This is a genomic window from Serratia bockelmannii (genome assembly GCF_008011855.1).
Taxonomy (GTDB): domain Bacteria; phylum Pseudomonadota; class Gammaproteobacteria; order Enterobacterales; family Enterobacteriaceae; genus Serratia; species Serratia bockelmannii.
Map to the genome: position 1 here is coordinate 69,184 of NZ_VOUX01000033.1, position 24,508 is coordinate 93,691.

Sequence of the window (24,508 nt, forward strand, 5' to 3'; positions counted from 1 at the left end):
GTTAAATCCCGGCCTTATTGCACAAGGAATAATAAGACTGTTTTTTTAATTTGATGAATCCGGTGTTGAAAGTGAAGACGAAGGTGAAGGGCGGCCACCGCCACTGCCATTCCAGGTTGGGCCCATAGGAACCTGTGGAATAGCAACGTTAACCGGCATGTGTGGTGCGGCTTGAATAGCTATTTCCGTCCCGACGCCCACGGCTAAGGATACGGGGGTGGGTAATTTCGCTATTGTGCTCAGGCTACCGACAATGAGCGAAGTCGGATTATAAGAATCGTTGCCGTCAGAACCGTTAATACATGACAATTCAACTTCCGTTAAGGCTCTCATTTAAACTCCTTCTTGCGAGAGGTGATAGATAAAACAAGCGAAAAAATAATCGCCATCGGCAAACCATAACTGGCCGTGGTTTTAAGGGCGGCCGTATCCAAAAGGATCGCCTGGCGCTGCAGGCAGTAGTCTAAAAATACGGCAAGGGGAAATATCAAGAACAGCATAACGATGTGGTACGTGCGCACGCCTTTTTTCTTCGCGTTTTTATAGATCGCACTGATAATGAGGATGAAAATGACAATAAGAACTATTTCCGTTATAAGATACAATTTGATTAGCTCCATTAATCAAAATTTACATCAAGTTACATTGGGTAACCTGATAAGTCAACAGGGTATTTTATGATTCCTCTTTATTTATCATAGTATTGAATTAATTAATCATAAAATGATTACCTTTTGTGACTATGTGTCGATGATGAAAAATAAAGATGTCAAAGAAGCGTTTGGCCGCGGTCGGCGAGGCGGTTAACTTCTAATCACTTGTTTTTGCTCAAACTGCCAACTGCGCCTAAGCTAGGTGATGACTCTGAGGGAGCCATTCCCCGAGACCTTATTCCGTGAACATGGAGGAGTTTCGATTTGATGCGTTTATCCACATTGGTGCTGGCGATCGGCATGGCGCTGGGCTCGCAGGCACAGGCAGCAGAAACCCAACCTCACGCCGACCATAGTGCGCTGCCCAGCGGCCAGGCGAAGGAGGCTACCGTGACCGGTGAAGCCAATCAGCACGATAAGCAAAAGACCCAAAACCCGTTTTTCTATCAAAGCCGTCTGCCGTTCCAGGCGCCGCCGTTCAACCTGATCAAGGAAAGCGACTACGCGCCGGCGATCGAGGCGGGCATCAAGCAAAAGCGGGAAGAGGTGGAGAAGATCGCCAACAACCCGGCCAAGCCCAACTTCAAGAATACCTTCGTGGCGCTGGAGCAGGCCGGTTCGCTGCTGACGCGGGTGATGAACGTGTTCGGCGCCATGACCTCGGCCAACACCAGCGATGCGCTGCAGAAGCTGGATGAAGAAACCTCGCCGATGCTGGCGGCACTGAACGACGACATCATGCTCAACGGCAAGCTGTTCGCGCGCATCAAGGCCATCTATCAGGATCGCGATGCGCTGAAGCTGGATCCGGAATCGCGCCGGCTGGTGGAAGTGACCTACAAGAACTTCGAGCTGGCGGGCGCCAACCTGTCGGACGCCGACAAGGCCAAGCTGAAGACGCTGAACCAGGAAGCGGCGACGCTGAGCACCCAGTTCACCAACAAACTGCTGGCGGCGAGCAAAAACGGCGCGCTGGCGATAACTGACCAGGCGAAACTGGACGGTCTGTCCGAAGGTGAGCTGGCCGCGGCAGCGCAGGCGGCCGCCGAGCGCAAGCTGGAGAAACAGTGGCTGTTGGTGCTGCAGAACACCACCCAGCAGCCGCTGCTGCAGAGCCTGAAAGATCGCGACACCCGCCAAGCGCTGTTCGACGCCTCCTGGACGCGCGCGGAGAAGGGCGACGGCAACGATACCCGCCAGACCCTTTCCCGTCTGGCCAAGGTACGCGCCGAGCAGGCCAAGCTGTTGGGCTACCCGAACTACGCCGCCTGGAAGCTGCAAAACCAGATGGCCAAGACGCCGGATGCCGCCTTGAGCTTTATGCGCAACATCGTGCCGGCGGCCACCGCGCGCGCCGAGCGTGAAGCCAAAGACATTCAGGCGGTGATCGATCAGCAGAAAGGCGACTTCAAGGTGCAGGCCTGGGACTGGCAGTTCTACGCCGAACAGGTGCGCAAGGCCAAGTACGATCTGGACGAATCGCAGATCAAACCTTACTTCGAGCTGAACAACGTGCTGAACAACGGCGTGTTTTACGCCGCCAACCTGCTGTACGGCATCAGTTTCAAAGAACGCAAGGACATTCCGGTCTACCAGCCGGACGTTAAGGTGTATGAAGTGTTCGACAAGGACGGCAAATCGCTGGCGCTGTTCTACACCGACTACTTCAAGCGCGACAACAAGGGCGGCGGCGCCTGGATGAGCAACTTCGTCGATCAGTCGAAGCTCAACGGCACCAAGCCGGTGATCTACAACGTCGCCAACTTCACCAAACCGGCGCCGGGGCAGCCGGCGCTGCTGTCGTATGACGACGTGATCACCATGTTCCACGAGTTCGGCCACGCGCTGCACGGCATGTTCGCCGATCAGGAATACCCGAGCCTGTCGGGTACCAACACCGCGCGCGATTTCGTCGAGTTCCCGTCGCAGTTCAACGAGCACTGGGTCAGCGATCCGAAAGTGTTCAGCCACTTCGCCAAGCATTATCAGACCGGCGAGGCGATGCCGCAGGAACTGGTCGACAAGATCAAGAAGGCCGACAAGTTCAACAAGGGCTACAGCATGACCGAGCTGCTGTCCGCCGCGCTGCTGGACATGCACTGGCACATGCTGACCGCCGACCAGCCGCAGCAAGACGTGGACAAGTTCGAGGCCGAATCGTTGCAAAAAGACAAGGTCGATCTCAGCTACGTGCCGCCGCGCTACCGTTCCAGCTATTTCCAGCACATCTGGGGTAACGGCTACGCCGCGGGCTATTACGCCTATCTGTGGACGGAAATGCTGGCGGACGACGCCTTCCAGTGGTTCACCGAGCACGGTGGCCTGACCGCCGAAAACGGCCAGCGCTTCCGCGACATGATCCTGTCGCGCGGCAACAGCCAGGATCTGGAGAAGCTGTACATCGACTGGCGCGGCAAAGAGCCGAGCATCGAACCGATGCTGATCAATCGCGGGTTGAAGGACGAATAAGTTCGGCCACTCCCGGTAAGCAAACAAAAGGGCGCGTTATGCGCCCTTCGTCTTTTTGGCGTGGCCGACATTCAGCGGTTCACCACCTTGGCCGGCAGGGCCACCACCAGCAGCGAGCTGAGCAGCAGGCAGCCGGCGAAGGCCCAGAGCGCGCCGCCGCTCTTGCCGGTCAGATCCAGCGCCAACCCCATCAGCGAATTGCTCACCAGCCCGGCGATGTTGGCCAGAGAACAGGCCAGCGCGAAGCCGGTCGCCGCCGCCGTGCCGCGCAGGAAGGTGGCCGGCAGGCTGAAGAACACCGGCACTGCGCCGATGATTGCCGCCTGGGCGATGGAGAACAGCAGCACCGTGGCCAGCGCATTGTGGGTGAAGAAGGTGCTGCCGGCCATCGCCAGCGCGCCGATGATAAACGGCACGATGATATGCCAGCGCCGTTCGCGCAGCCGGTCGGAACTGCTGCCGATCAGCAGCATGCCGAGCAGGGCGGCGACGCTGGGGATCGCCGTCAGGTAACCGATGGTGGTGATGTCGGTAACGCCGGCGGTTTTGATGAAGGTCGGCATCCAAAAGCCCATGGCGTAGGCGCTGAGCAGAATAGCGAAGTCGATGCCGCCGAGCATCCACACCTTCAGGTTGAAGAAGCCGTCGCGGAAGCTGTGCTTGCCGTGATCGGCCTCGGCGTCGTCGCGCGCCAGATCGTCGGCGATGCGCTGTTTCTCCTCGGGCGTCAGCCACTTGGCCTGCTGGTAGGTATTAGGCAACAGCCAGAAGGTCAGCACGCCCAACAGCACGCTGGGAATGCCCTCCAGCAAAAACAGCCACTGCCAGCCGTGCAGCCCGTGGCGCATGTCGAAATGGCCCATGATCCAGCCGGAGAGTGGCCCGCCGATCACGCTGGAGAGCGGCAGGCCGATCATGAACAGCGCGATGATGCGGCCGCGGCGATAGGTCGGGAACCACAGCGTAAGGTAAAAGAGCACGCCGGGCAGGAAACCGGCCTCCGCCACGCCGAGCAGAAAGCGAATGACGTAGAACTGGGTCGGCGTGGTGACGAACATGGTGGCGGTGGACAGCAGCCCCCAGGTGATCATGATACGGGCAATCCACATCTTGGCGCCGACGCGCTGCAGGATCAGGTTGCTCGGCACCTCGAACAGAATATAGCCGACGAAGAACAGCCCGGCGCCCAGACCAAAGGCCGCTTCGCTCAGCTGCAGCGCGTCGGCCATCTGCAGCTTGGCCAGCCCGACGTTGATGCGATCGAGGTAGGCCGCCAGGTAACACAGGCAAAGAAACGGGATCAGTTTCCAGGTGATTTTGCGGTACAGCAGCAGCGATTCTGCGTCCGCTTTCCCCGCCAGCGGGGTGTCGACAATGGCCATGATGTTGTCTCCAGGTGGTGCGTGTTGGCCTCCGCAGGAGGCGCCTGTTGTGTTTGCGTTGCATGGGCGCCGCCCTGTTTCGGGCGGTCGCGTGAGGCGCTGTCTGCGCCTTCGTTATTGTCGTTGCAGGTGAATCGTTGACTCATAACCGGTTCAGGTAGTCGAGCGCCTCCCGTTTGTGCACCACGTCGCCGTATTTGCTGTCGATGTCGAACAGGTTGGCTTCGTGCGGGTCGGGGTGACGATCGCCGACGCACTCGCGCACCACCATGGCGCGGAAGCCGTGCTGCACCGCGTCCACCGCGCTGGCGCGGATGCAGCCGCTGGTGGAGCAGCCGATCATCAGCAGCGTGTCGATCCCTTGCGCCACCAGCAGCGGCGCCAGCGCGGTGCCGAAGAAGGCGCTGGCGTATTGCTTGCTCAGCACCACCTCATCGGCCAGCGGCGCCACCGGCGGGCAGAACGCCGCCAGCGGGTTGCCCGCCACCATGTCTTTCATCACCGGCGCTTTCTTCACCCACAGGCCGCCATCGGCAAAATGGCCTGCATGATAGCGGATATGGGTGTGGATCACCGGAATTCCCGTGCGGCGCGCGCAGGCCAGCAGCTCGCGGCTTTCCTCGACCGCGCTCACCACGCCCGGCGCGAACAGCGGCGCGCCTTCGGTGGTGTAGGCCTGCATAAAGTCGATCGCCAGCAACGCCGGGCGCCGGCCGAAGCCGATACGCTGGCCCCAGACGCCGCGATAGTTGTCGCTGAGGGTGTCGTTCATTCTGCCTCCTCAATAGGCGCCGGACAGCAGGGCGCCGGCGCCGGGGACGATCGGTTCCAGCTCCAGCGCGGTCAGCATCGCGTAAGTGGTGGCGATGGCGGCGGTGATCACCGGTTTGCCGGTTTGGGCCTCCACCGTCGGGACGGCCGGCAGCGAAGGCATCTGCACGCAGGCGGACAGCACGATAGCATCGACCTCGCGTAAATCCATCTCGGCGACGATCCCCGGCAGCCTGGCCGGATCGTGCCGGCCGACCTCGAGGTTGTCCGGGATCTCCAGCGCGCGCCACACCTTGACCTCGATGCCTTCGTGCTGGATGTAGTCCACCACCAGCTGGGTCAGCGGTTTCATGTAGGGTGCCACCAGCGCGATGCGTTTGGCGCCGATCACCTTCAGGCCGTTGACCAGCGCGCCGGCGCTGCTGATAACCGGCGCGGCGGCCTGATTGTCTTTCGTCACCTGCGCCAGCCGGGCCTGCGATTCGCGGTGATAGCCCAGCCCCATCGCCATGATGGCCACCAGGCAGGCGTAGCCGAGCACGTCGACCCGCGCGTCGGACAGCTCCAGCGCGCAGCGATCGGACTCGGCGTCCATCGCCGCCAATTCTTCTTTATTGACGTGTTTCATGCGCATGCGGCTGGAGTGAAAGGTGAAACGCTCCGGGCGTATCAGCTGGCGCGCGCCCAGCATCGCCGGGATCTCGGTTTCCATCGTGGTATTGGAGCTGGGCACGATCTGGCCGATGCGGTAGTGGTTGCTCATGTCGGTGTTCCTCAGTTAATCCAGAAAATCGCCCAGGGCGCGGAAGAAGCCGTCGAAATCGTCCCACGGGATCATGTGTCCGGCGTTCTCGACCTCGACGATGGCGATCTCCGGTTGCAGCGCGCGGATCTCTGCCCGGTCTTCGGGCTGAATGACGCCGCCTTTGCCCGCGGCCATCAGCAGCGTCGGCATGGTCAGCAGCGGGTAGTCACGGTGGCTGTCCACCTGATGAAAATCGTCGTAGGCGCGTTGGATCGCCGGCTCGTAGCAGGTGTGCAGCCACTCGGCGCGCAGCCGGCGCTGCTCTTCGCTCCAGGTTGGGCAAAAGGCGCGCATCTGCTCGGCGCTCATGCCCGGCAGCGACTGCCGGATGGAGTCGGCGTACCACGGCCATTGGCCGGGATAGGCGCGGCGGCCGGGGCCGGAAACCGGCGGATCGACCAGCACCAGCCGCCGCACGCCGGCGGGCTGCAGAGCGGCGGCGCGCAGGGCGAAGCGGGCGCCCATCGAATGGCCGAGCAGGGCGTAACTGCCCAGGTTCAACGCAGCGGCGAAGGCGTTGACGTCCTGTGCGCAGGTCTCTGCGTCATAAGCCAGTTCCGGGCCGCTGGACGACAGACCGCGGCCGCGCACGTCGAGCACGTAGACGTCGTATTTTTCCCCCAGCCGCTCGGCGACGAAGCCCCAGGTGATCGCCGGGCTGGTGATGCCGGGGACCAGGATCAGCGCCGGGCCGTGGCCGCCGTAGCGCAGATAGTGTTGGCGAATGTCGTTGGCGTGAACGTGGGCGCCGTAGAGGAAGGTGCTCATGCGGCGTTCTCCGATTTCAGCGCTTGCGCGTACAGGTCATAGCCGTAGACCCAGGCCGGATCTTCCTGGGTGCGCAGGAAGGTGTTGGCGTTGGACACCGCCTGCACCCGGGAGGCGCGCTCCTTGCGGTTGGCTTCATACAGCTGGAAAGCGGTGCGGTAGTCGCCGAGGCCGGTTTCCTGCAGGCAGCGGGTCAGCATGGCGGCGTCTTCGATCGCCATCGCCGCGCCCTGCGCCATGTGCGGTTTCATCGGGTGGCAGGCGTCGCCGAGCAGCACCAGACGGCCTTCGCTCCACAGCGGCAGCGGTTTGCGGTTCAGCAATGGCCATTTGGTGACCTGTTCGCTGGATTCGATCAGCGCCTGCACGATCGGGTGGTAGCCGGCGAAGGTCTCGAACATTTCTTCGCGGCTGCTGTCGATGAAGCTGCCCTGGAAATCCCAGGCCGGGTGCGGCACGCCGCTGACGTAGTAATACTCGTCGCGCCGTTGGGTGGTGTAGTAGACCATCAGATGGCGATCCGCCGACCACCACTTCACGCAGTCTTCGAACGTCAGGTTGTATTTCGCCAGCTTCTCGCCGCGGATCAGCGCGCGGTGGGCCACCCAGCCGCTGTAGGTCGGCGCTTCAGCGCCCAGCAGGTGCTCACGAATGCGCGAATTGATGCCGTCTGCGCCGATCACGATGTCGGCGTGGGCCGAGGTGCCGTCGACGAAGTTCAGCACCACCTCGTCACCGCGATCTTCAATTTTGCTCAGGCATTTGCCGAAGTGCAGGGTGCCGGGCTGCAGCGCGGAGAGCTGCAACGCCTGCAAATCGCCGCGGTGCACCGTCACATAGGCGGCGCCGTACTCCCGGCGGGCGAAGGCGCCCAGTTCGATGCGCGACAGGTAGTCGCCGCTTTCGGCGTCGCGGCTGAACCAGAAATCGGGATGAGACGCCATCTGCTCCAACCGCTGCTCAATACCGAGACGGCGGAAAATCTTCAGTACGTTCGGCCCCATGTGAATGCCGGCGCCAAGGCGTGAGAACGCCGGGCTCTGTTCATACAGATCGACGGTAAAGCCGGCTTTTTGCAGCAGCCCGGCGGCGGCGGCGCCCCCCAGCCCGGCGCCGACGACGGCGATGCGTGGTTGTTTGCTCATCATGTTTCCCCTGTCTGTTGGCTTTTTTCAGCGTAGGCCCAACGCGTGGCTGGACGATCGATTTATAGTGTATGCACTAGATAACGCAAAGTTGCAAAAGTGTTAAATCAGATCTTGCTCACGCTAATTGACGGCGTATTACTGTTAAACTCATGTTAATCACAGGATTGATGCGGGATGAAATAGGACTTTCTTATGGTGGATATTCGCAGCTTGCTTTCCTTTGCTTTTTTGACTTAGATAAAATGAGTGTGTTCACTTTAAATTGTTTGAAAAATCACCGCCGCCTTGCGGGCGTCGGTCACCCTTGACGAGACAGGAGACAGGCCATGGCGGTCAATGAAACCCAGTTGGTACAGCTGTTCGAGCAGGTGCTCACGCTGTCGAAGGTCGATGCTTCGCAGAGCGTGGCGATTTTGAAAAGCCATTATTCCGATGCGCGCACGGTGCGCGCCGCGACCGACGCAGCGCTGCGGCTGGGCGCCAAGGTGTATGCCGTCGAACTGCCGGCGTTCAACCATCCGCGAGCGATGGGCAACGACATGACCGCCTATTGCGGCGATACCGCGCTGACCGGCAATCTGGCGGCGCAGCGTGCGCTGGAGGCCGCCGACCTGATCGTCGATACCATGATGCTGCTGCATTCGCCGGAGCAGGAACAGATCCTGAAAACTGGCACCCGCATCCTGCTGGCGGTGGAGCCGCCGGAGGTGCTGGCGCGCATGTTGCCCAACGCGGAGGACAAGGCGCGGGTGCTGGCCGCCGCCGCCGTGCTGGAGCAGGCGAAGCTGATGCAGGTGACCTCCGCCGCCGGCAGCGATTTCCGCGCGCCGCTGGGGCAATACCCGACGGTGACCGAGTACGGCTATGCCGATGAACCGGGGCGCTGGGATCACTGGCCGAGCGGTTTCCTGTTCACCTGGCCGAATGAGGAGCAGGCGGAAGGGGTGCTGGTGCTGGAGGTCGGCGATATCTTGCTGCCGTTCAAAAGCTATGCGCGTGAACGCATCACGCTGGAGATCGAACAAGGGTTCGTTACTCGCATTCACGGCGGCTTCGAGGCGGAATACCTGCGCGAATACATGAAATACTTCGACGATCCGGAGGTGTACGGCATCTCGCACATCGGCTGGGGCCTGCAGCCGCGCGCCCAGTGGACGGCGATGGGTCTGCACGACAAGAACGACGGCATGTGCATGGACGCGCGCGCGTTCTACGGCAACTTCCTGTTCTCCACCGGGCCGAACACCGAAGTGGGCGGCACGCGCAAAACGCCTTGCCATATGGACATCGCGCTGCGCCGCTGCGACATCCGCCTCGACGGGCAAACGGTGGTGGCGGACGGGGAAGTGGTGGCGCCGGAGGCCTCGCGCGTGCGCCGGGCGTAATCGTTGCTGCCAACGGCGGGGGTTTGTACTATTCTCGTGGATTCCATAGATGGTGAGAGTAACGCAATGACGCCCCCCGAATACCCGTCAGCCGTGAGCGGCCAACCCGAAAATTATCATTTTACCGAGCAAGTCGGGCACCTGCTGCGCAAGGTTTATCAGCGCCACCTGGCGATTTTCCAGCAAAACGTCGGCGATTCGCAGCTGACGGCGGTGCAGTTCATCACCCTGTGCGCGGTGCGCGATATGGGGCCGAGCTCGCTGACCGAGCTGGTGCAGGTGACGGCGGTGGATCAGGCCACCATACGCGGTATCGTCGAACGGCTGAAGGCGCGCGATCTGATCACGGTGACGCCGGATCCGATCGATCGGCGCAAGGTGGTGGTCGGCCTGACCGACGCCGGCGCCGTGCTGCTGACGGAAACGGTGCCGCAGGCGGCGAAAATCACAGAGCTGACGTTCGGAACGCTCAACCCGGCCGAACGGATAGCGCTGATATTCCTGCTGAATAAAATGCTGGAAGATCCGCCCACCGGCTGATTCGCCCGCGCAACGTCGGTTGCCTGGTGGTCGGCGGCGAGAGGCCAGCCCATAAGATCATCACGTGCAGGCGGAGACGCGAACAATGGCGATATCTGAAGTGCAATCGCTCAGGGATGGCGCGAAAACCACGCTGACGGAGCATCCGCTGATGCTGTCGGTGAACGGCGAACAGCTTCATGCGCAGGTGATGGCGGATACGCCGCTCTTGCTGGTACTGCGCAACGATCTGGCGCTCAACGGCCCGAAGTACGGCTGCGGCCTGGGCGAATGCGGTGCGTGTACCGTGTTGATCGACGGCGTGGCGGCGCGCTCCTGCGTGATCCCGGCGCTCGGCGTGTCCGGCCGGGCGATCGTGACCCTGGAAGGCCTTGGCGATCGCCAGCGCCCGCACCCGGTGCAGCGTGCCTTTATCGAAGAGCAGGCGGCGCAATGCGGCTACTGTCTCAATGGCATGATCATGACCACCAAAGCCCTGTTGGATCGTAATCCCGCCCCGAGCGAGGCGGAGATCCGTCAGGCGCTGTCCGGCAACCTGTGCCGCTGCGGCACCCATCTCGAAATCCTGCGTGCGGTTCAGCGCGCCATCATTCTCTGCCGCGATGAGGACGCCCACGCCCATGACTGATTCCCGTGTCCCATCGCCGAGCCAGGCCGACTTGCTGCAGCGCGACGGCGTGCTGCTGATCGTCGACAGCGTGCAACCGCCGCCGGGGCTGGTGCCCAAAGGGCAAACGCCGGTGCTGAAGCCCAAAGAGCAGGGGCTGTTTATCGCCCTGTGCGGCAGCGGCGAAATCTATGCCTTTAACGGCCATGTCGATCTTGGCACCGGCGTGCGCACCGCGCTCGGGCAGATCGTCGCCGAAGAGTTGTACCTGCGCATGGATCAGGTGCAAATGGTGTTGGGCGATACCGAACGCGCGCCGAATCAGGGCGCCACCATCGCCAGCGCCACGCTGCAGATCTCCGCCGTGCCGCTGCGCAACGCCGCCGCCGAAGCGCGCCGTTGGCTGTTGCGCCAGGCGGCGCAGCGCTTCGATGCGCCGGTGGAACAGCTGACGCTGGAGGAGGGCGTGATCCGCAGCCCGCAGGGGCAGGCGCTCAGCTACGCCGAGCTGGTGGCCGGCGGTCATGTCGAGCTGTCGATTTCCGGCGACGCGCCGCTGAAACCGCAGGCGGAGTATCGCCTGGTGGGCACCAGCGCCGCGCGCGTCGATATTCCGGCCAAGGCGACCGGCGAAACCACCTACGTACACGATATGCGCCTGCCGAACATGCTGCACGGCCGGGTGGTGCGGCCGCCCTATGCCGGGTACGACAGCGGCGAATTTGTCGGCACCAGCCTGCTGGCGGTGGATGAAACCTCGATCGCGCATATTCCCGGCATCGTCAAACTGGTGGTGATCGGCGATTTCATCGGCATCGTCGCCGAGCGCGAAGAGCAGGCGATCAAGGCGGCGCAGGCGCTGCAGGCCAGCTGGAAAGACTGGCGCCGCAATTTGCCGCAGATGACCGACGTGGCGCAGGCGCTGCGCGACAATCCGCACTCGACCCGGGTGGTGCACGATACCGGCGATGTGGACGCGGCACTGGCGGCGGCCGACAGGCGTTTCACCCGCAGCTACCTGTGGCCGTATCAGCTGCATGCCTCGATTGGCCCTTCTTGCGCGCTGGCGGACTACCGGCCGGAGCGCCTGCAGGTCTGGTCAGGCAGCCAGAACCCGCACCTGCTGCGCGCCGATCTGGCCTGGCTGCTGGAATACCCGGAAGCGCAGATCGAGATCGTTCGCATGGAGGCGGCCGGTTGCTATGGCCGCAATTGCGCCGATGACGTCTGCGCCGACGCGGCGCTGCTGTCGCGCGCGGTGGGCAGGCCGGTGCGGGTGCAGCTGACCCGCGAACAAGAACATGTGTGGGAACCGAAGGGCACGGCGCAGCTGATGGAAGTGGACGGCGGGCTGGACGCCGCCGGGCACCCGGTCGCCTATGACTTTCGCACCTATTACCCTTCCAACGGCGCGCCGACGCTGGCGCTGCTGCTGACCGGCCGGGTCGAACCGCTGCCGGTGGCCTATGAAATGGGCGACCGCACTTCGGTGCCGCCTTATGCGTATCCGGCGCTGCGCGTCAGCATCGAGGACATGGCGCCGATCGTGCGCGCCTCCTGGATGCGCGGCGTTTCCGCCTTGCCGAACACCTTCGCCCACGAATCTTATATCGATGAGCTGGCCCACGCCGCCGGCGTCGACCCGCTGGAATATCGGCTGCGCTATATCCATGACGAACGCGCCAGTGAACTGATGCGCAGCACCGCAGAACGCGCCGGCTGGACGCCGCACACCGAACCGATGCAGACCCCGGCGGAAGACGGCGTGCTGCGCGGGCGCGGCTTTGCCTATGCCCGTTACATCCACAGCAAGTTTCCCGGCTTTGGCGCGGCCTGGGCCGCCTGGGTGGCCGACGTGGCGATCGACAAAGCCAGCGGCGAAGTGGCGGTGACGCGCATCGTGGTCGGCCACGACGCAGGCATGATGGTCAATCCGGACGGCGTGCGCCACCAAATTCATGGCAACGTATTGCAATCGACCAGCCGGGTGTTGAAAGAGCGCGTGACCTTTGAGGAATCGACGGTCTCCGCCAAAGAATGGGGGGCTTACCCGATCCTGACCTTCCCGGAGGTGCCGGAGGTGGACGTGGTGATGATGCCGCGCCCTTACGATCCGCCGCTGGGCGCCGGGGAGTCGGCGTCGGTGCCCAGCGCGGCGGCCATCGCCAACGCGGTGTTCGACGCCACCGGCATTCGTTTTCGCGAGCTGCCGATCACCTCGGACAAGCTGCGTGAGGCGCTGAACGGGCCGGATGCCGAGCGGCAGGCCGCGCCGCCCAAGAAAAAGAAGCGCGGTAAATGGTGGTTCGGCGGCGCGGCGGGGCTGTTCGGCGCGGTGCTGGGCATCGCCGGCAGCGCCTTGCCATGGCGGACGGAGATCGCGCCGGTGGCGACGCCTGGCGCCGGCACCTGGTCGGCCGCCACGCTGGAGCGCGGCCGTCAGTTGGCCGCCGCCGGAGACTGCGCGGTTTGCCATACCGCGTCGGAAGGGGCGACCAACGCCGGTGGGTTGGCGATGGCGACGCCGTTCGGCACGCTCTACAGCACCAACATTACCCCGGACGTGGCAACCGGCATCGGCAACTGGTCGTTTACCGCATTCGATCGGGCGATGCGTCAGGGCATCGCCCGCGACGGCCGCCACCTCTATCCGGCATTTCCTTACACCGCCTTCAGTAAAATGACCGACGGCGACATGCAGGCGCTGTACGCTTATCTGATGTCGCAACCGGCGGTGCGCCAGAGCAATCCGGCCAATCAGATGCGCTTCCCGTTTAACCTGCGGCCGCTGATGGCGGGCTGGAACGCGCTATTCCTGCGCCAGGGGGAATATCAACCCGATCCGCAGCAAAGCGCGCAGTGGAACCGCGGCGCCTATCTGGTCAACGGCCTTGGCCACTGCGCCGCCTGCCATTCGCCGCGTAATCTGCTGGGGGCGGAAAAGGGCGGCGCGGCCTTCCTGGCGGGAGGGATGGTGGACGGGTGGGAAGCGCCGGCGCTGAATCAATTGGCCAATGCGGACAAGCCCTGGACTGAGGAGCAGCTGTTTCAGTACTTCCGCACCGGGCATTCCGCCGAGCACGGCGTGGCGGCCGGGCCGATGGGGCCGGTGGTCAGCGAACTGGCGACGTTGCCGCAGAGCGATCTGCGGGCGATGGCCAACTATGTGATGTCGCTGAGCGCCAAGGCGACGCTGAATGTGGAACCGCAGGCGCAGTTGGCGGCCCGCGCGTTGCCTGCGGGTCAACTGGCGGGCGAGCGGTTGTTCCAGGGCGCTTGCCAGGCCTGCCACAGCGCCGCCGCCGGCGGGCCGCAGCTGTTCGGCGTCAGCCCGGATCTGGCCAATAACACCAATATCTTCAGCGATCGCCCCGATAACCTGATCAAGGTGATCCTGCAAGGGATCCCCAAGCCGGCCACCGCCGAATTGGGCTTTATGCCGGGCTTTAAGGACAGCTTTTCCGATCGGCAGGTGACGGCGCTGGTGAATTATCTGCGCCAACGCTATGCCGGCGACAAACCGGCCTGGCGCGACGTGGAGGCTCAGGTGGCGCGGTTGCGCGCAGAGCCTGGCACGCACTGAGCCGCCTCAGGCATGGCGCAGGAACGCTACCAGCCGCTGCGCCGGCAGCGGCAGCTGCGCCTGCTCACGTACCACGATCGATAAACGCCGGGTCGCCCACTCGTCCGTCAGCGGCAGGGCGGCGTGTCGAATTTCCGGATGGCGTTGGGCGCTCTCTTCCGGCACCACCGCCAACCCGGCGCCGCGCAGCACCATGCGGCAGATGGCGTCGAAATTAGCCGCGCGCGCCCGCAGCCGCATCGGGCCGCCGCTGCGTATCGCCAGCTGTTCCAGATGCTGTTGTAGGGCACTCTCTTCCGGCAGGCCGATGAAATCAAAAGGCAGGGCGTCCGCAAAGCTGAGCGTGCGGCGGCCGCTGAGCGCATGCCCCGGCGGCAGCGCCAGCACCAGACGATCCTGGCGAAAAGGGTAGCTTGCCAGCCCACGCAGATCGGCGTGGTCCGCCACGATGCCGATATCCGCCGCCCGTTCGGCGATGGCCTGCGCGATGGCCGGGCTGGGCAGCTCCTCCAGCGCGATGTCGGTGTGCGGGTGCAGCACCAGAAAATCCGCCAGCAGCTCCGGCAGAAAAGCGTCGGCGGCGACGGTATTGGCGACGATGCGCAGCTGGCTGCGCTGGCCCGGCGCGAACTCGGCCATATCACCCCGCAGCCGGTCGCGCTGTTGCAGCAGCACGCGCGCGTGTTGCAACAGGCGCTCACCGGCGGGCGTCGCCTGGACGCCGCGCGGATTGCGCGTCAACAGCGCCACGCCGGCCTGTTGTTCCAGCCCGCGCATGCGGGCGCTGGCGGCGGCCAGCGACAGCCCGACGCGCTCGCCGCCGGCGGTGATGCTGCCGGTCTCGAGCACCGCCACCAACAGTCGCAGATCGATAAAGTCAAAATGCATGCGTTCTTCCTCTGTCTTTGCCGCAGGCAGGCTCTGCCATTGCCGCATTGTGCCGCGGCGCGGCGCCGGCCACAATCGGGCCGTTGATTCGCCATAAGGATAGACGCATGTCGCTGACGTTACTCGAGATTATCGCCCTGACGGGCATTTTTACGCTGGCCGGCACGGTCAAAGGGGCGATCGGTCTGGGGTTGCCGACGGTCTCGATGGGGCTGCTCAGCCTGATGATGCCGCCGGGGCAGGCCGCCGCGCTGCTGCTGTTACCCTCGTTGATCACCAATCTGTGGCAGTTGCTGTGCGGGCCGAGGTTGGGGGCGCTGTGCCGTCGACTCTGGCCGATGATGCTGTGCGTCACGCTGGGCACGTTGCTGAGCGCCGGCGCGCTCACCGCCACCGACGGCCGCCTGGCGCCGCTGGCGCTGGGCGTTTGCCTGATCGGCTATGCGCTGTTGGGATTCACCCGTTTCGATTGGCGCGTTTCCGTCACGGCAGAGCCTTGGCTGGGGCCGCTGTGCGGCCTGGTGACCGGCGTGCTGACCGGCGCCACCGGCGTATTCGTCATACCGGCGGTGCCCTATCTGAACGCATTGGGCCTGGCGCGTGACGATCTGGTGCAGGCGCTGGGGCTGTCGTTCACCGTCTCGACGCTGGCGCTGGCCGCCGGATTAGCCTGGCATCAGGCGCTGCCCGCTACGCTGCTCGGCGGTTCGCTGTTGGCGTTGTTGCCGGCGCTTGCCGGCATGTGGTTGGGGGAGAGGGTGCGTCGTCATTGTCGCCCGCAGCTGTTCCGTCGCCTCTTCTTTATTGGGTTATTAATCTTGGGCGTTGAGATTATTTGGCGATTCAATTAATTGAATCGATAGCATCTGCGTGTAATTAGGTTCGGTATATTATTCTGGATTTTATTCCAATATAATTATTTTCAGCAGTGAGAATACACCTTCAGTCATTCTTGTCAAAAAATAGCCCTTATGACAGCGGTTCCTGCGCCAGTGGTTTCTGGGGAATGGCAGTTCTACAGGAAATGGTTATGGCGGCAATGGCACTGGACCGAGAGAGGCCAGAGAATCCAGAACCAAACGCTAATTAACAGCTGCAATCCCAGCACAGAAGTAAAATTCTGTGCTTTTATGGGGTATATGATGAATAAATATGTTGTTTTTATAAAGAGCGATGAATCAAGGGTGCAGAGAAAGGAAGTGGTTACACGAGAAATAATTAAAGATATGAAGCAGAAAGGGTTCGGAAAGCATCATATTGAAGTAGAAGCTGAGAACGAAAATGATGCCATTAACCAACTAAATAAGAACAGCAATGACTATTTGGACTCATTGAGAAATTTTTCCGGTGATTTATTGTTTTGCTCTGTTTGCGTCATTGTTATGGTCATGGTTTATTTATTCAATTGAGCCATAATCCAGTTTTGAATCATTCATTTTTTTATACTATCCGATTGCCCGCTAAAAACCCAATAAGGCTCAGGCCTGCGGGCCGCCCAAAATGGTCTCCCACATGCCGGCGAGAATGCGTTTGCCGATTTCGCTCTTCAGTCTTCATACCCGCCGTGGGTGATAGCCATGTCTTTGCCGTGCGCCACGTCGCAGCGTTTGCGTGCCTTCAGCACCAGATCTTGATAACGCAGCAGGGTGTCTTCGATGCCCTGCGAGTGGGTCTGAACGGCGATGGGGCAAGGCGATTTTTGCTGCCCGCTTCCGCTTTCAATTTACGGCGCGGCGCATTGCGCGATATTCTGGTTTTCTGATGGGCTAACGGCGGATGAGGGAACCATGATTGACAGCCAGGTGTTTGAACAACAAAGCCTCGACAATCTGCTGAGCTATTGGCGGCGCCATCGCCGCCTGCCGGGCGCGCGCTATCCGGCCGGGCCGACAGACAGCCTGTGTGACGTGCCGGGCGTCAGCGTCGGGCATCACACCTTGGCCGACGGCGAATGCCAGACCGGCGTCACCGCCATCGTGCCGCCGGGCGATCTGTTCAACCAACCGTTGCCGTGCGGCAGCGCGGTGCTCAATGGCTTCGCCAAGCCGCTGGGATTGGTGCAATTGAATGAGCTGGGGGAGTTGCAAACGCCGATCCTGCTGAGCAACACCTTCGCCGTCGGCACGCTGTTCAACGCCATGGTGCGGCGCAGCTGCTTGCGCTACCCGCAGATCGGCCGCGGCAGCGCCACCATCAACCCGCTGGTGCTGGAGTGCAACGACGGCTACCTCAACGATATTCAGGCGATGGCGGTGCGTGAGGAGCACGTCTTCAGCGCGCTGGATAACCATTCCACCCGCTTTGCGCGCGGCAGCGTCGGCGCCGGGCGCGGCATGAGCAGCTTCGGCCTGAAGGGCGGCATCGGCACCGCCTCGCGTTATTGCCCGGGGCTTGGCACCACGCTCGGCGTGCTGGTGCTGGCCAACTTCGGTACCCTCGACTCGTTGACGCTGAGCGGCGTGCGCGTCGGCCCGGCGCTGGGCAAGCTGCTGGCGGACCCACCGCCGCAGGTGGACGCCGGTTCGGTCATTATCATCATCGCCTGCGATCGGGCGCTGGACAGCCGGCAACTGAACCGTATCGCCCGCCGAGCGGGCGCGGGTCTGGGGCGGGTGGGCAGCCATTGGGGGCACGGCTCCGGCGACATCGCGCTGGCGTTCTCCACCCGGTTGCTGGGGGCCACGCTGCCGGACGAACGGCTGGAGCCGCTGTTTGCGGCTGCCGCGGATGCCACCGAATACGCAGTATTGGATGCGTTGCTGAGCGCCGAGGGCGTCAGCGGTTTCCAGCAGCACGCGCGTATGGCGTTGGGCCCGCTGCTCGATCGGCTGGCGGCAAATTGAATAACGGGAGTGTGATGTGAAAGTCTTTATCTCTGCGGATATCGAGGGTATTGCCGGCGTGATGCGGCCGGAGCAGTGCAACCCGGCCCATGCCGACTATGCGGTGGCGCGCGAGCTGATGGAGCAGGAGGTCAACGCCGCCATCGACGGCGCTTTTGCCGGCGGCGCCACCGAGGTGACGGTGGCCGACAGCCACGCCATGATGCAGAATCTGCGCGCCGATCGCATCGATGCGCGGGCGCGCCTGGTGCAGGGCAAGCCGCGCGGGCTGTCGATGGTGGAAGGGCTGCAGCATCAACGTTACGACGGCATGATGTTTATCGGTTATCACAGCGCCGCCGGCGAACGCGGCGTGCTGGCGCATACCATCAACGGTCGGGCCTTTTATCGCGTCAGCCTGAACGGCGAAGTGGTAGGCGAAAGCGATCTGTATGCGGCGATGGCGGCGGAGTTGAACGTGCCGTTGTGGCTGGTGAGCGGTGACGACGAGCTGCAACGTTGGATCGCTGAACGTTATCCGCAATCTGGCTATGTTTGCGTAAAACGCGCCCTCTCGCAAACCGCCGCCGAATCGCTCAGCCCACAGCGGGCGCGGGCGGAGATCCGCGAGCGGGCGATGCAACAGGTGCGCCAGGGCGCCAGACTGCCGGTGGAGCGCCGTTTTATGCCGCCTTACCGGCTGACGCTGATGGCGGCCAAACCGGTGCTGGCGGATCTGTTCAGCCTGGTGCCTGGCGTGGAGCGCCAGGACGCGCTGACCGTGGCCTTCGACAGCGACAACATGGCGGCGCAAATCAACCTGCTCAGCGTTTTCTCCTATCTGGCGACGACGCAGAGTTGACCCCGGTGCGGGTGCCTGCCCGCACCGCACGATTCTCCAATAGAAAAACCCTCTTCAACATTAAGTCTACTGGATAATAGGCTACGCTAATTATTGCTCTGTTGCGCTATATCACCTGACGGGCGCAACAAGCCATTCCCATAACAAGATTTGTTTCGCCGAAGGCAGTGACGCCTTCGGTTTTTTTGGAGTCATGAGCAATGAGCATATCCCAAGTTCCGCTTTCGCGGCGGCGGTTTATCGTCGGCGCCGGGGCGTTGGTGATCGGCGCCTATCTGCCGTCCACCGGCGCGCTGGCGCGTTCGGCTGCCCCGATCGCCTCCGGCGCGGCGGCGTTAGACGCCAACGCCTTCGTTCAGATCGGCGCCGACGGCGTCGTCACCGTCATCAGTAAACACACCGAAGTGGGCCAGGGGGTCTATACCGGCATGGCGACGCTGGTCGCCGAAGAGCTCGATGCCGACTGGGCACAGGTGCGGGTCGTGGCCGCGCCGGTGGACACCAATGTCTACAAAAACCTGGCCTTCGGATTCCAGGGCACCGGCGGTTCCAGCTCGGTGGCCAATGCCTATGAGCAAATGCGGCGCATGGGCGCCATGGCGCGCGCGCTGTTGGTGCAGGCCGCCGCGCAGAGCTGGAAAACCTCGGCGCAGGAAATCACCGTGCAGGCGGGCAAGATCCGCCATGCCGCCAGCGGGCGCGAAGCGGGCTTCGGCGAATTCGCCGCGCTGGCCGCCACGCTGCCGCCGCCCGATCCCGCCAGCCTGACGCTGAAGGATCCGGCCAATTTCACCCTGATCGGCAAAACGCGCGGTTTGCACCGCGTCGATTCGCTGGCGAAAACCAACGGCAGCGCGCAGTTCTCGCAGGATATCCACGAGCCGGGCATGTTGACCGTCACCATCAAAAAACCGCCGCGTTTCGGCGGCAAGGTGGCGACGTTTGACGCCGAACGCGCGCTGGCGGTACCGGGCGTGGTGGCGGTGAAACAGGTTGCCACCGGCGTGGCGGTTTACGCCAACAATACCTGGGCGGCGATCCAGGGGCGGGACCGGCTGCGGGTCACCTGGGACGACGCGCAGGCGGAGCGACGCAACACCGAGGAAATCTACGCCGAATTCCGCCAGGTGGCGCAGAAAACCGGCGTGGTGGCGAAGAGTCTTGGCAAGCCGGACGAGGTGTTCGACAAGGCCGACAAGGTGATCGAGGCCGAATACACCTTCCCGTACGTCGCGCACGCGCCGATGGAGCCGCTGGACGGCTATCTGTTCTGGGACGGCGAGAGCGTCAAGGCGCGCTACGGCTGCCAAATCCAAACGCTCGACCACAAGCAGCTGTGCGATCTGTTCGAGTTGCCGCCGGACAAGGTGCAGATTGAAACCATTCTGGCGGGCGGCAGCTTCGGCCGGCGCATCGATTTAGGCAACCCGACGCTGGGGCCGGATCTGGCGGCCGACATGGCGGCGGCGGCCAAAGGCATCGGCCCCGGCCACGGCGTGAAGGTGGTGTGGACGCGCGAGGACGACATCCGCAACGGCTGGTATCGCCCGATGATCCTGCACCGCCTGCGCGGCGCCATTCGGGGCGGCAAGGTGGTGGGCTGGACCGATACCGTGGTCGGCCACTCCTGGACGCGCCACAGCGCGATGGATGCGCTGGTGGTCAACGGCCTCGATCAGATGATGGTCGAGGGCGCCAGCGAGGTCTCATACACCTTCGAAGCCTTCCGCTGCGATGCGCATATCGTGCCCGGCAAGGTGCCGACCACCTCGCTGCGGTCGGTCGCCAGCACCCACACCGGCCACGCGGTGGAGAGCTTTATCGATCAGCTGTTGCAGGAAACCGGCCAGGATCCGGTCGAAGGGCGGCTGGCGCTGATGGGCGATGCGCCGCGCGCGGCGGGCGTGCTGCGGGCGGTAGCGAAAGCCGCTGACTGGCAGGGCGCTAAAGTGGTAGACGGACGCGCGCGCGGCGTGGGCGTCGCCAAGGCGTTCGACACCTATGTGGCGCAGGTGGCCGAGGTGTCGATCGGCGAAGGCGGCATCCCGAAAGTGCATAAAGTGTGGTGCGCGGTGGATTGCGGCGTGGCGGTGAACCCCGACGTGATCCGCGCGCAGATCGAGGGCGGCATCGGTTACGGCCTGAGCCTGGCGCTGTACGGCAATATCACGCTGAAAGACGGCGTGGTCGAACAGTCCAACTTCAATAACTTCCGCCCGTTGCGCATCGATGAGATGCCGGAGATCGAGGTGATCATTGTGCCCTCGACCGAGAAACCGACCGGCGTGGGCGAGCTGGGGGTGCCGACCATTGCCCCGGCAGTTGGCAACGCGCTGGCGCTGCTCGGGCGGCCGCGCACCTCGCTGAGCCTGCCGCTGCATAATCCCACTGCGAATCCGGCGTCTGACAAGGAGAGAACCTGATGATTCAATTAACCGTAAACGAGCAGCCGCTGACCTTCGAGGGCGATCCGCACATGCCGCTGCTGTGGTTTTTGCGTGACGAAGCCGGCCTGACCGGCACCAAATTCGGCTGCGGCATCGCCATGTGCGGCGCCTGTACCGTGCATCTGGACGGCGTGCCGGTGCGTTCATGCATGACGCCGGTCTCCGCCGCCGTCGGCAAAAAAATCACCACCATCGAAGCCGTGGGCGCCACGCCGGAAGGCAAGGCGGTGCAGGAAGCCTGGCTTGATCTGGACGTGGTGCAGTGCGGTTACTGCCAGTCCGGCCAGATCATGAGCGCCAGCGCGCTGCTGGCGCAAAGCAAGAACCCGAGCGATGCGGACATCGACGCGGCGATGGGCGGCAACGTTTGCCGTTGCGCCACCTATGTGCGCATTCGCGCCGCCATCCACCAGGCCGCCAAGGCGTTGGGTTAGGGAGAGATGCGATGAGCAATGCCTTGAAAGGGCTGTTATGGCTGATTATCGCCGTGGTGGTGTTGGCGGGAGGATACGCGCTGTATACGCTGCTGCGGCCCACCGGCGCTGAGCCTGCGGCGCCGATCGCCGGGGCGCCGGCCGGCATCTCCGACAAACTGGCGCGCGGCGAGTACCTGGCGCGTGCCGCCGACTGCGTGGCGTGCCACACCGCGCCGGACGGCGCGCCTTATGCAGGCGGCTTCGCCTTCAAGTTGCCGTTCGGCACCATTTACGGCACCAACATCACCGCTGACAAGGAAACCGGCATCGGCAACTGGAGCGACGATCAGTTCGTACGCGCGGTGCGTGAGGGCATCGGCCCACAGGGCAACCTGTATCCGGCGATGCCTTATACCTCGTACACCGAACTGAGCCGCGATGACGTGCTGGCGATCAAGGATTATCTGTTCAGTCTGCCGCCGGTGAAACAGGCCAACCCGCAAAACGAGCTGTCGTTCCCGTTCAACCAGCGTTGGGGCATGAAATTCTGGAACCTGGCGTTCTTCCAGGAGCAGCGTTTCGCGCCGGATCTCAACAAGGATGAGCAGTGGAATCGCGGCGCCTATCTGGCGACGGCGCTCGGCCACTGCGGCGAGTGCCATACGCCGCGCAATCTGGGGTTTGGTCTTAACCAGAGCAAGCACCTGAGCGGTGAAGTGGTGCAGGGCTGGTTCGCCGCCAACATCACGCCGGACAAACAGACCGGCATCGGCGGCTGGAGCGACCAGCAACTGTCGCAATATCTGGCCACCGGCCATGCGCCGGGGCGCAGCAGCGCCGCCGGCCCGATGGCGGAAGCGGTGGAAAACAGCCTGCAGTTCCTGACGCCGGAAGATAATCTGGCGCTGGTGAAATACCTGCGCGACATCGAACCCATCGCCGGCGACAGCGCGGCAGCGGTGAACTTGCAGCCGAAGGGCGCGGGGGCTTCCACCCCGATCCTGCCGGGCGGGCAAGACAGCTCGCTCGGGCGGCGGATGTTCGCCAACGACTGCAGCGGCTGCCACCAGTGGAACGGGCCGGGCCGCCAGAGCGAGTACGCGTCGCTGGTGGGCAGCACGGCGGTGAACGATCCGCAGGGGCGCAGCGTGGTGCAGGCTATCCTGAAGGGGACGAGCATCAGCGTCGGCGAGCGGCATGAGATGATGCCGTCGTTCGGCAGCGCCTATTCCGACGAGGAAGTGGCGGCGGTCGCCAACTTCGTGGTCGGCCATTTCGGCGACAAACAGGGCAAGGTCACCGCCAAACAGGTGGCGGAGCAGCGCAAGCAGTAAAGAAAGCGGCGAGGGAGATTCTCCCTCGCCGCGGCGTCAGCGGCTGCGCCGCGACATCACCCGTTTGTCTTTCGGTCTATCCTGCCAGTCCTCAACCTGATTATTGAAGTTGTCCGCCAGCAGGTAAGCCGGGGTTTTCGCCAGCCAGTCGGACAACGAAATATCCTGATAAATGCCGTTGTCCATCACGATCAGTACCTTCAAATCCTCATCGCCGATGTTCTCGATGTAATGGCCGAAGCCCTGCGGCACGTAACCGACGTCCGAAGGGGCGTACTCTTCCGTCTGCGCGTGGCCGTGCGAGCTGAACACCGTCATCCGGCCTTTGCCGGCAATATAGTATTGCCATTCGTTGGCGTTGGGGTGCCAGTGCAATTCCCGGATCGCGCCGGGTTTCACGATCTCGATGATGCCGGTCATGGTGGTGGAAATAGGAAATTCTTTCGACGACACCAAATGGACGCTGCCGGCGTCATTTTCAAAGAACGGCTTTTGCTTCATTAATTCATAGCGGTGGGTCAGCGGGGCATTATTTAATCCGCCGTCGTTTTTCGGCAATGGTAATGTGGGCGGGACGGCGCCGCCGACAATATAAGCTTCACCATGTTTGGCCTTGGAAAATACCGCCGCCGGCATGTCGACGCTTTTTTCCAATACCTCTTTCGGCATATGCGCCACCCAGTCGGTGATGCTGAAGGTGCCGAATTCGGAGAAATGCCCGTTATCGAATGCCAGAATAAAATGCGCGCCGTCCGCCAGCGCCTGAATGGAATGGCCATAGCCTTTCGGGAAATACCAGACGTCGCCGGGGCCGAAATCCGCCACCTCACATTTTCCCTCGGGATCGAGGATGGTGATGCGCGCATGGCCTTCCAGCATGAATGCCCATTCGGCGGCGATGGCGTGCCAATGCAGTTCGCGCACGCCGCCCGGCTCCAGCGTCATGTCGACGCCCGCCACGCCTTCGGAGATCGGGAATTGCTCGACGGTGGCTTCGCGTGCCCAGCCGTTGGGCAGGCTGCGTTTTTTGCTGTCGGTGAATTTGTATTTATAGAGATGCTGCGCATCGGCAGGCGGCTGATAGCTGCTGGGAGGCACGATATTACGATGGTCGTCGGCAGCGGCATTTTTGGCGATGCCGCCGATCATGCCGGCGGCGGCCGCGCTGACGGCGGAGACTTTCAATATATCACGACGCGATAGCATAGCATTTTCTCCAATATAAACCGTGCGCCTGCAGCAGCAGGCGACGGGGAAGGCGCGATCGCCATTGAAATGATTTTTTGTCATCGGCGGGAATAGGCTGTGACCCTTAAATCCTAGCGGCTGGAATGTATTGCGTAGGCGCTTATTTGTTTGCGTTTGTTACTAAGTGAGTGCAGGTTTAATTAATTGCCCGGAAGTTGAATAGTCATGGATCTGAATTAATCTTCCCCCGTAATTAAATAAACAAAGTGACAATAAAGCGCATTATTTTGGGTTATTTCCTTCCGATTGCGCTATGGGTGTGCGCAAAAAGCGTGCAGCGGCGACATTGCAGTGCATTTACGCTAAATCGTGACGCCTTTCACAACGCTGACGTATGGCTATTGCCGAGTATTCGCGAGTATGGTGATACTTTTAGCGCG

21 protein-coding genes and 1 pseudogene are annotated in these 24,508 nt (G+C 62.6%); 12 read left to right on the forward strand and 10 right to left on the reverse strand.

What is annotated here, in order from left to right:
• Positions 1-45: 45 nt before the first annotated feature.
• Both FOT55_RS16905 and FOT55_RS16910 read right to left on the reverse strand, forming a co-directional pair.
• Positions 46-333, reverse strand: a complete 288-nt coding sequence (locus tag FOT55_RS16905; RefSeq protein WP_125460888.1) for an E492 group microcin — start codon at positions 331-333, stop codon at positions 46-48.
• Positions 330-620: a hypothetical protein gene (locus tag FOT55_RS16910; RefSeq protein ID WP_025302735.1), complete on the reverse strand. Its 291-nt coding sequence runs from the start codon at positions 618-620 to the stop codon at positions 330-332. Before FOT55_RS16910 ends, FOT55_RS16905 begins: the two co-directional genes overlap by 4 nt.
• A gap of 300 nt (positions 621-920) precedes the next feature.
• Here FOT55_RS16910 and dcp point away from each other — a divergent pair, with 300 nt between their 5' ends.
• Positions 921-3,122, forward strand: a complete 2,202-nt coding sequence (dcp, locus tag FOT55_RS16915) for a peptidyl-dipeptidase Dcp (RefSeq protein ID WP_147823760.1) — start codon at positions 921-923, stop codon at positions 3,120-3,122.
• Positions 3,123-3,193: 71 nt separating this feature from the next.
• Here dcp and FOT55_RS16920 read toward each other — a convergent pair whose 3' ends face one another.
• The 5 genes from FOT55_RS16920 to FOT55_RS16940 form a co-directional block, all read right to left on the reverse strand.
• Positions 3,194-4,504 (reverse strand): MFS transporter, encoded by a 1,311-nt coding sequence (locus FOT55_RS16920; protein ID WP_016927840.1) that lies wholly within the window; start codon positions 4,502-4,504, stop codon positions 3,194-3,196.
• Between the two features lie 142 nt (positions 4,505-4,646).
• Positions 4,647-5,276 (reverse strand): N-carbamoylsarcosine amidohydrolase, encoded by a 630-nt coding sequence (locus FOT55_RS16925; RefSeq protein WP_025302739.1) that lies wholly within the window; start codon positions 5,274-5,276, stop codon positions 4,647-4,649.
• A 9-nt stretch (positions 5,277-5,285) separates the two neighbouring features.
• Entirely contained in the window at positions 5,286-6,038 is a 753-nt protein-coding gene (locus FOT55_RS16930) for a maleate cis-trans isomerase family protein (RefSeq protein ID WP_015377793.1), read from the reverse strand.
• Positions 6,039-6,053: 15 nt separating this feature from the next.
• Entirely contained in the window at positions 6,054-6,848 is a 795-nt protein-coding gene (locus tag FOT55_RS16935; RefSeq protein WP_025302741.1) for an alpha/beta fold hydrolase, read from the reverse strand.
• Positions 6,845-7,996 carry an FAD-dependent monooxygenase gene (locus FOT55_RS16940; protein ID WP_033645813.1) on the reverse strand — a complete coding sequence of 384 codons (1,152 nt, stop codon included), beginning with the start codon at positions 7,994-7,996 and terminating at the stop codon, positions 6,845-6,847. Before FOT55_RS16940 ends, FOT55_RS16935 begins: the two co-directional genes overlap by 4 nt.
• A 326-nt stretch (positions 7,997-8,322) precedes the next feature.
• Here FOT55_RS16940 and FOT55_RS16945 point away from each other — a divergent pair, with 326 nt between their 5' ends.
• The 4 genes from FOT55_RS16945 (at position 8,323) to FOT55_RS16960 (ending at position 14,111) form a co-directional block, all read left to right on the forward strand.
• Entirely contained in the window at positions 8,323-9,381 is a 1,059-nt protein-coding gene (locus tag FOT55_RS16945; RefSeq protein ID WP_025302742.1) for a 2,5-dihydroxypyridine 5,6-dioxygenase, read from the forward strand.
• Positions 9,382-9,447: 66 nt separating this feature from the next.
• Positions 9,448-9,921, forward strand: coding sequence for a MarR family winged helix-turn-helix transcriptional regulator (locus FOT55_RS16950; RefSeq protein ID WP_049207179.1), 474 nt, complete (start codon positions 9,448-9,450; stop codon positions 9,919-9,921).
• An 85-nt stretch (positions 9,922-10,006) separates the two neighbouring features.
• On the forward strand, positions 10,007-10,549 hold the full coding sequence (locus FOT55_RS16955; protein WP_025302744.1) for a (2Fe-2S)-binding protein: 543 nt from the start codon (positions 10,007-10,009) through the stop codon (positions 10,547-10,549).
• On the forward strand, positions 10,542-14,111 hold the full coding sequence (locus FOT55_RS16960; RefSeq protein WP_147823761.1) for a molybdopterin cofactor-binding domain-containing protein: 3,570 nt from the start codon (positions 10,542-10,544) through the stop codon (positions 14,109-14,111). Before FOT55_RS16955 ends, FOT55_RS16960 begins: the two co-directional genes overlap by 8 nt.
• 6 nt (positions 14,112-14,117) lie before the next feature.
• Here the strand turns inward: FOT55_RS16960 and FOT55_RS16965 are convergent, their stop codons facing one another.
• Positions 14,118-14,999, reverse strand: a complete 882-nt coding sequence (locus FOT55_RS16965) for a LysR family transcriptional regulator (RefSeq protein WP_147823762.1) — start codon at positions 14,997-14,999, stop codon at positions 14,118-14,120.
• 107 nt (positions 15,000-15,106) lie between these two features.
• On the opposite strand from FOT55_RS16965, the gene FOT55_RS16970 reads away from it, so the two are divergent.
• Positions 15,107-15,850: a sulfite exporter TauE/SafE family protein gene (locus FOT55_RS16970; protein WP_147823763.1), complete on the forward strand. Its 744-nt coding sequence runs from the start codon at positions 15,107-15,109 to the stop codon at positions 15,848-15,850.
• 120 nt (positions 15,851-15,970) lie between these two features.
• Positions 15,971-16,408, forward strand: a complete 438-nt coding sequence (locus tag FOT55_RS25725) for a hypothetical protein (protein WP_406882330.1) — start codon at positions 15,971-15,973, stop codon at positions 16,406-16,408.
• A 69-nt stretch (positions 16,409-16,477) separates the two neighbouring features.
• On the opposite strand, the pseudogene FOT55_RS25610 reads toward FOT55_RS25725, so the two are convergent.
• A pseudogene (locus FOT55_RS25610) lies at positions 16,478-16,677 on the reverse strand (FAD-dependent urate hydroxylase HpxO); the annotation flags it as partial.
• Positions 16,678-16,786: 109 nt separating this feature from the next.
• Here FOT55_RS25610 and FOT55_RS16985 point away from each other — a divergent pair.
• The 5 genes from FOT55_RS16985 (at position 16,787) to FOT55_RS17005 (ending at position 22,880) form a co-directional block, all read left to right on the forward strand.
• A complete protein-coding gene (locus FOT55_RS16985; protein ID WP_025302749.1) occupies positions 16,787-17,842 on the forward strand; it encodes a P1 family peptidase in 1,056 nt (351 codons plus the stop codon).
• Between the two features lie 16 nt (positions 17,843-17,858).
• Positions 17,859-18,683, forward strand: a complete 825-nt coding sequence (locus tag FOT55_RS16990; protein ID WP_147823764.1) for a M55 family metallopeptidase — start codon at positions 17,859-17,861, stop codon at positions 18,681-18,683.
• Positions 18,684-18,883: 200 nt separating this feature from the next.
• Positions 18,884-21,106, forward strand: a complete 2,223-nt coding sequence (locus FOT55_RS16995; protein WP_049207190.1) for a xanthine dehydrogenase family protein molybdopterin-binding subunit — start codon at positions 18,884-18,886, stop codon at positions 21,104-21,106.
• Positions 21,106-21,564, forward strand: a complete 459-nt coding sequence (locus FOT55_RS17000; protein ID WP_025302752.1) for a (2Fe-2S)-binding protein — start codon at positions 21,106-21,108, stop codon at positions 21,562-21,564. Before FOT55_RS16995 ends, FOT55_RS17000 begins: the two co-directional genes overlap by 1 nt.
• Before the next feature lie 11 nt (positions 21,565-21,575).
• Positions 21,576-22,880 (forward strand): cytochrome c, encoded by a 1,305-nt coding sequence (locus tag FOT55_RS17005; RefSeq protein ID WP_147823765.1) that lies wholly within the window; start codon positions 21,576-21,578, stop codon positions 22,878-22,880.
• A gap of 36 nt (positions 22,881-22,916) precedes the next feature.
• Here the strand turns inward: FOT55_RS17005 and FOT55_RS17010 are convergent, their stop codons facing one another.
• On the reverse strand, positions 22,917-24,086 hold the full coding sequence (locus tag FOT55_RS17010; RefSeq protein ID WP_147823766.1) for a cupin domain-containing protein: 1,170 nt from the start codon (positions 24,084-24,086) through the stop codon (positions 22,917-22,919).
• Between the last annotated feature and the right edge of the window lie 422 nt (positions 24,087-24,508).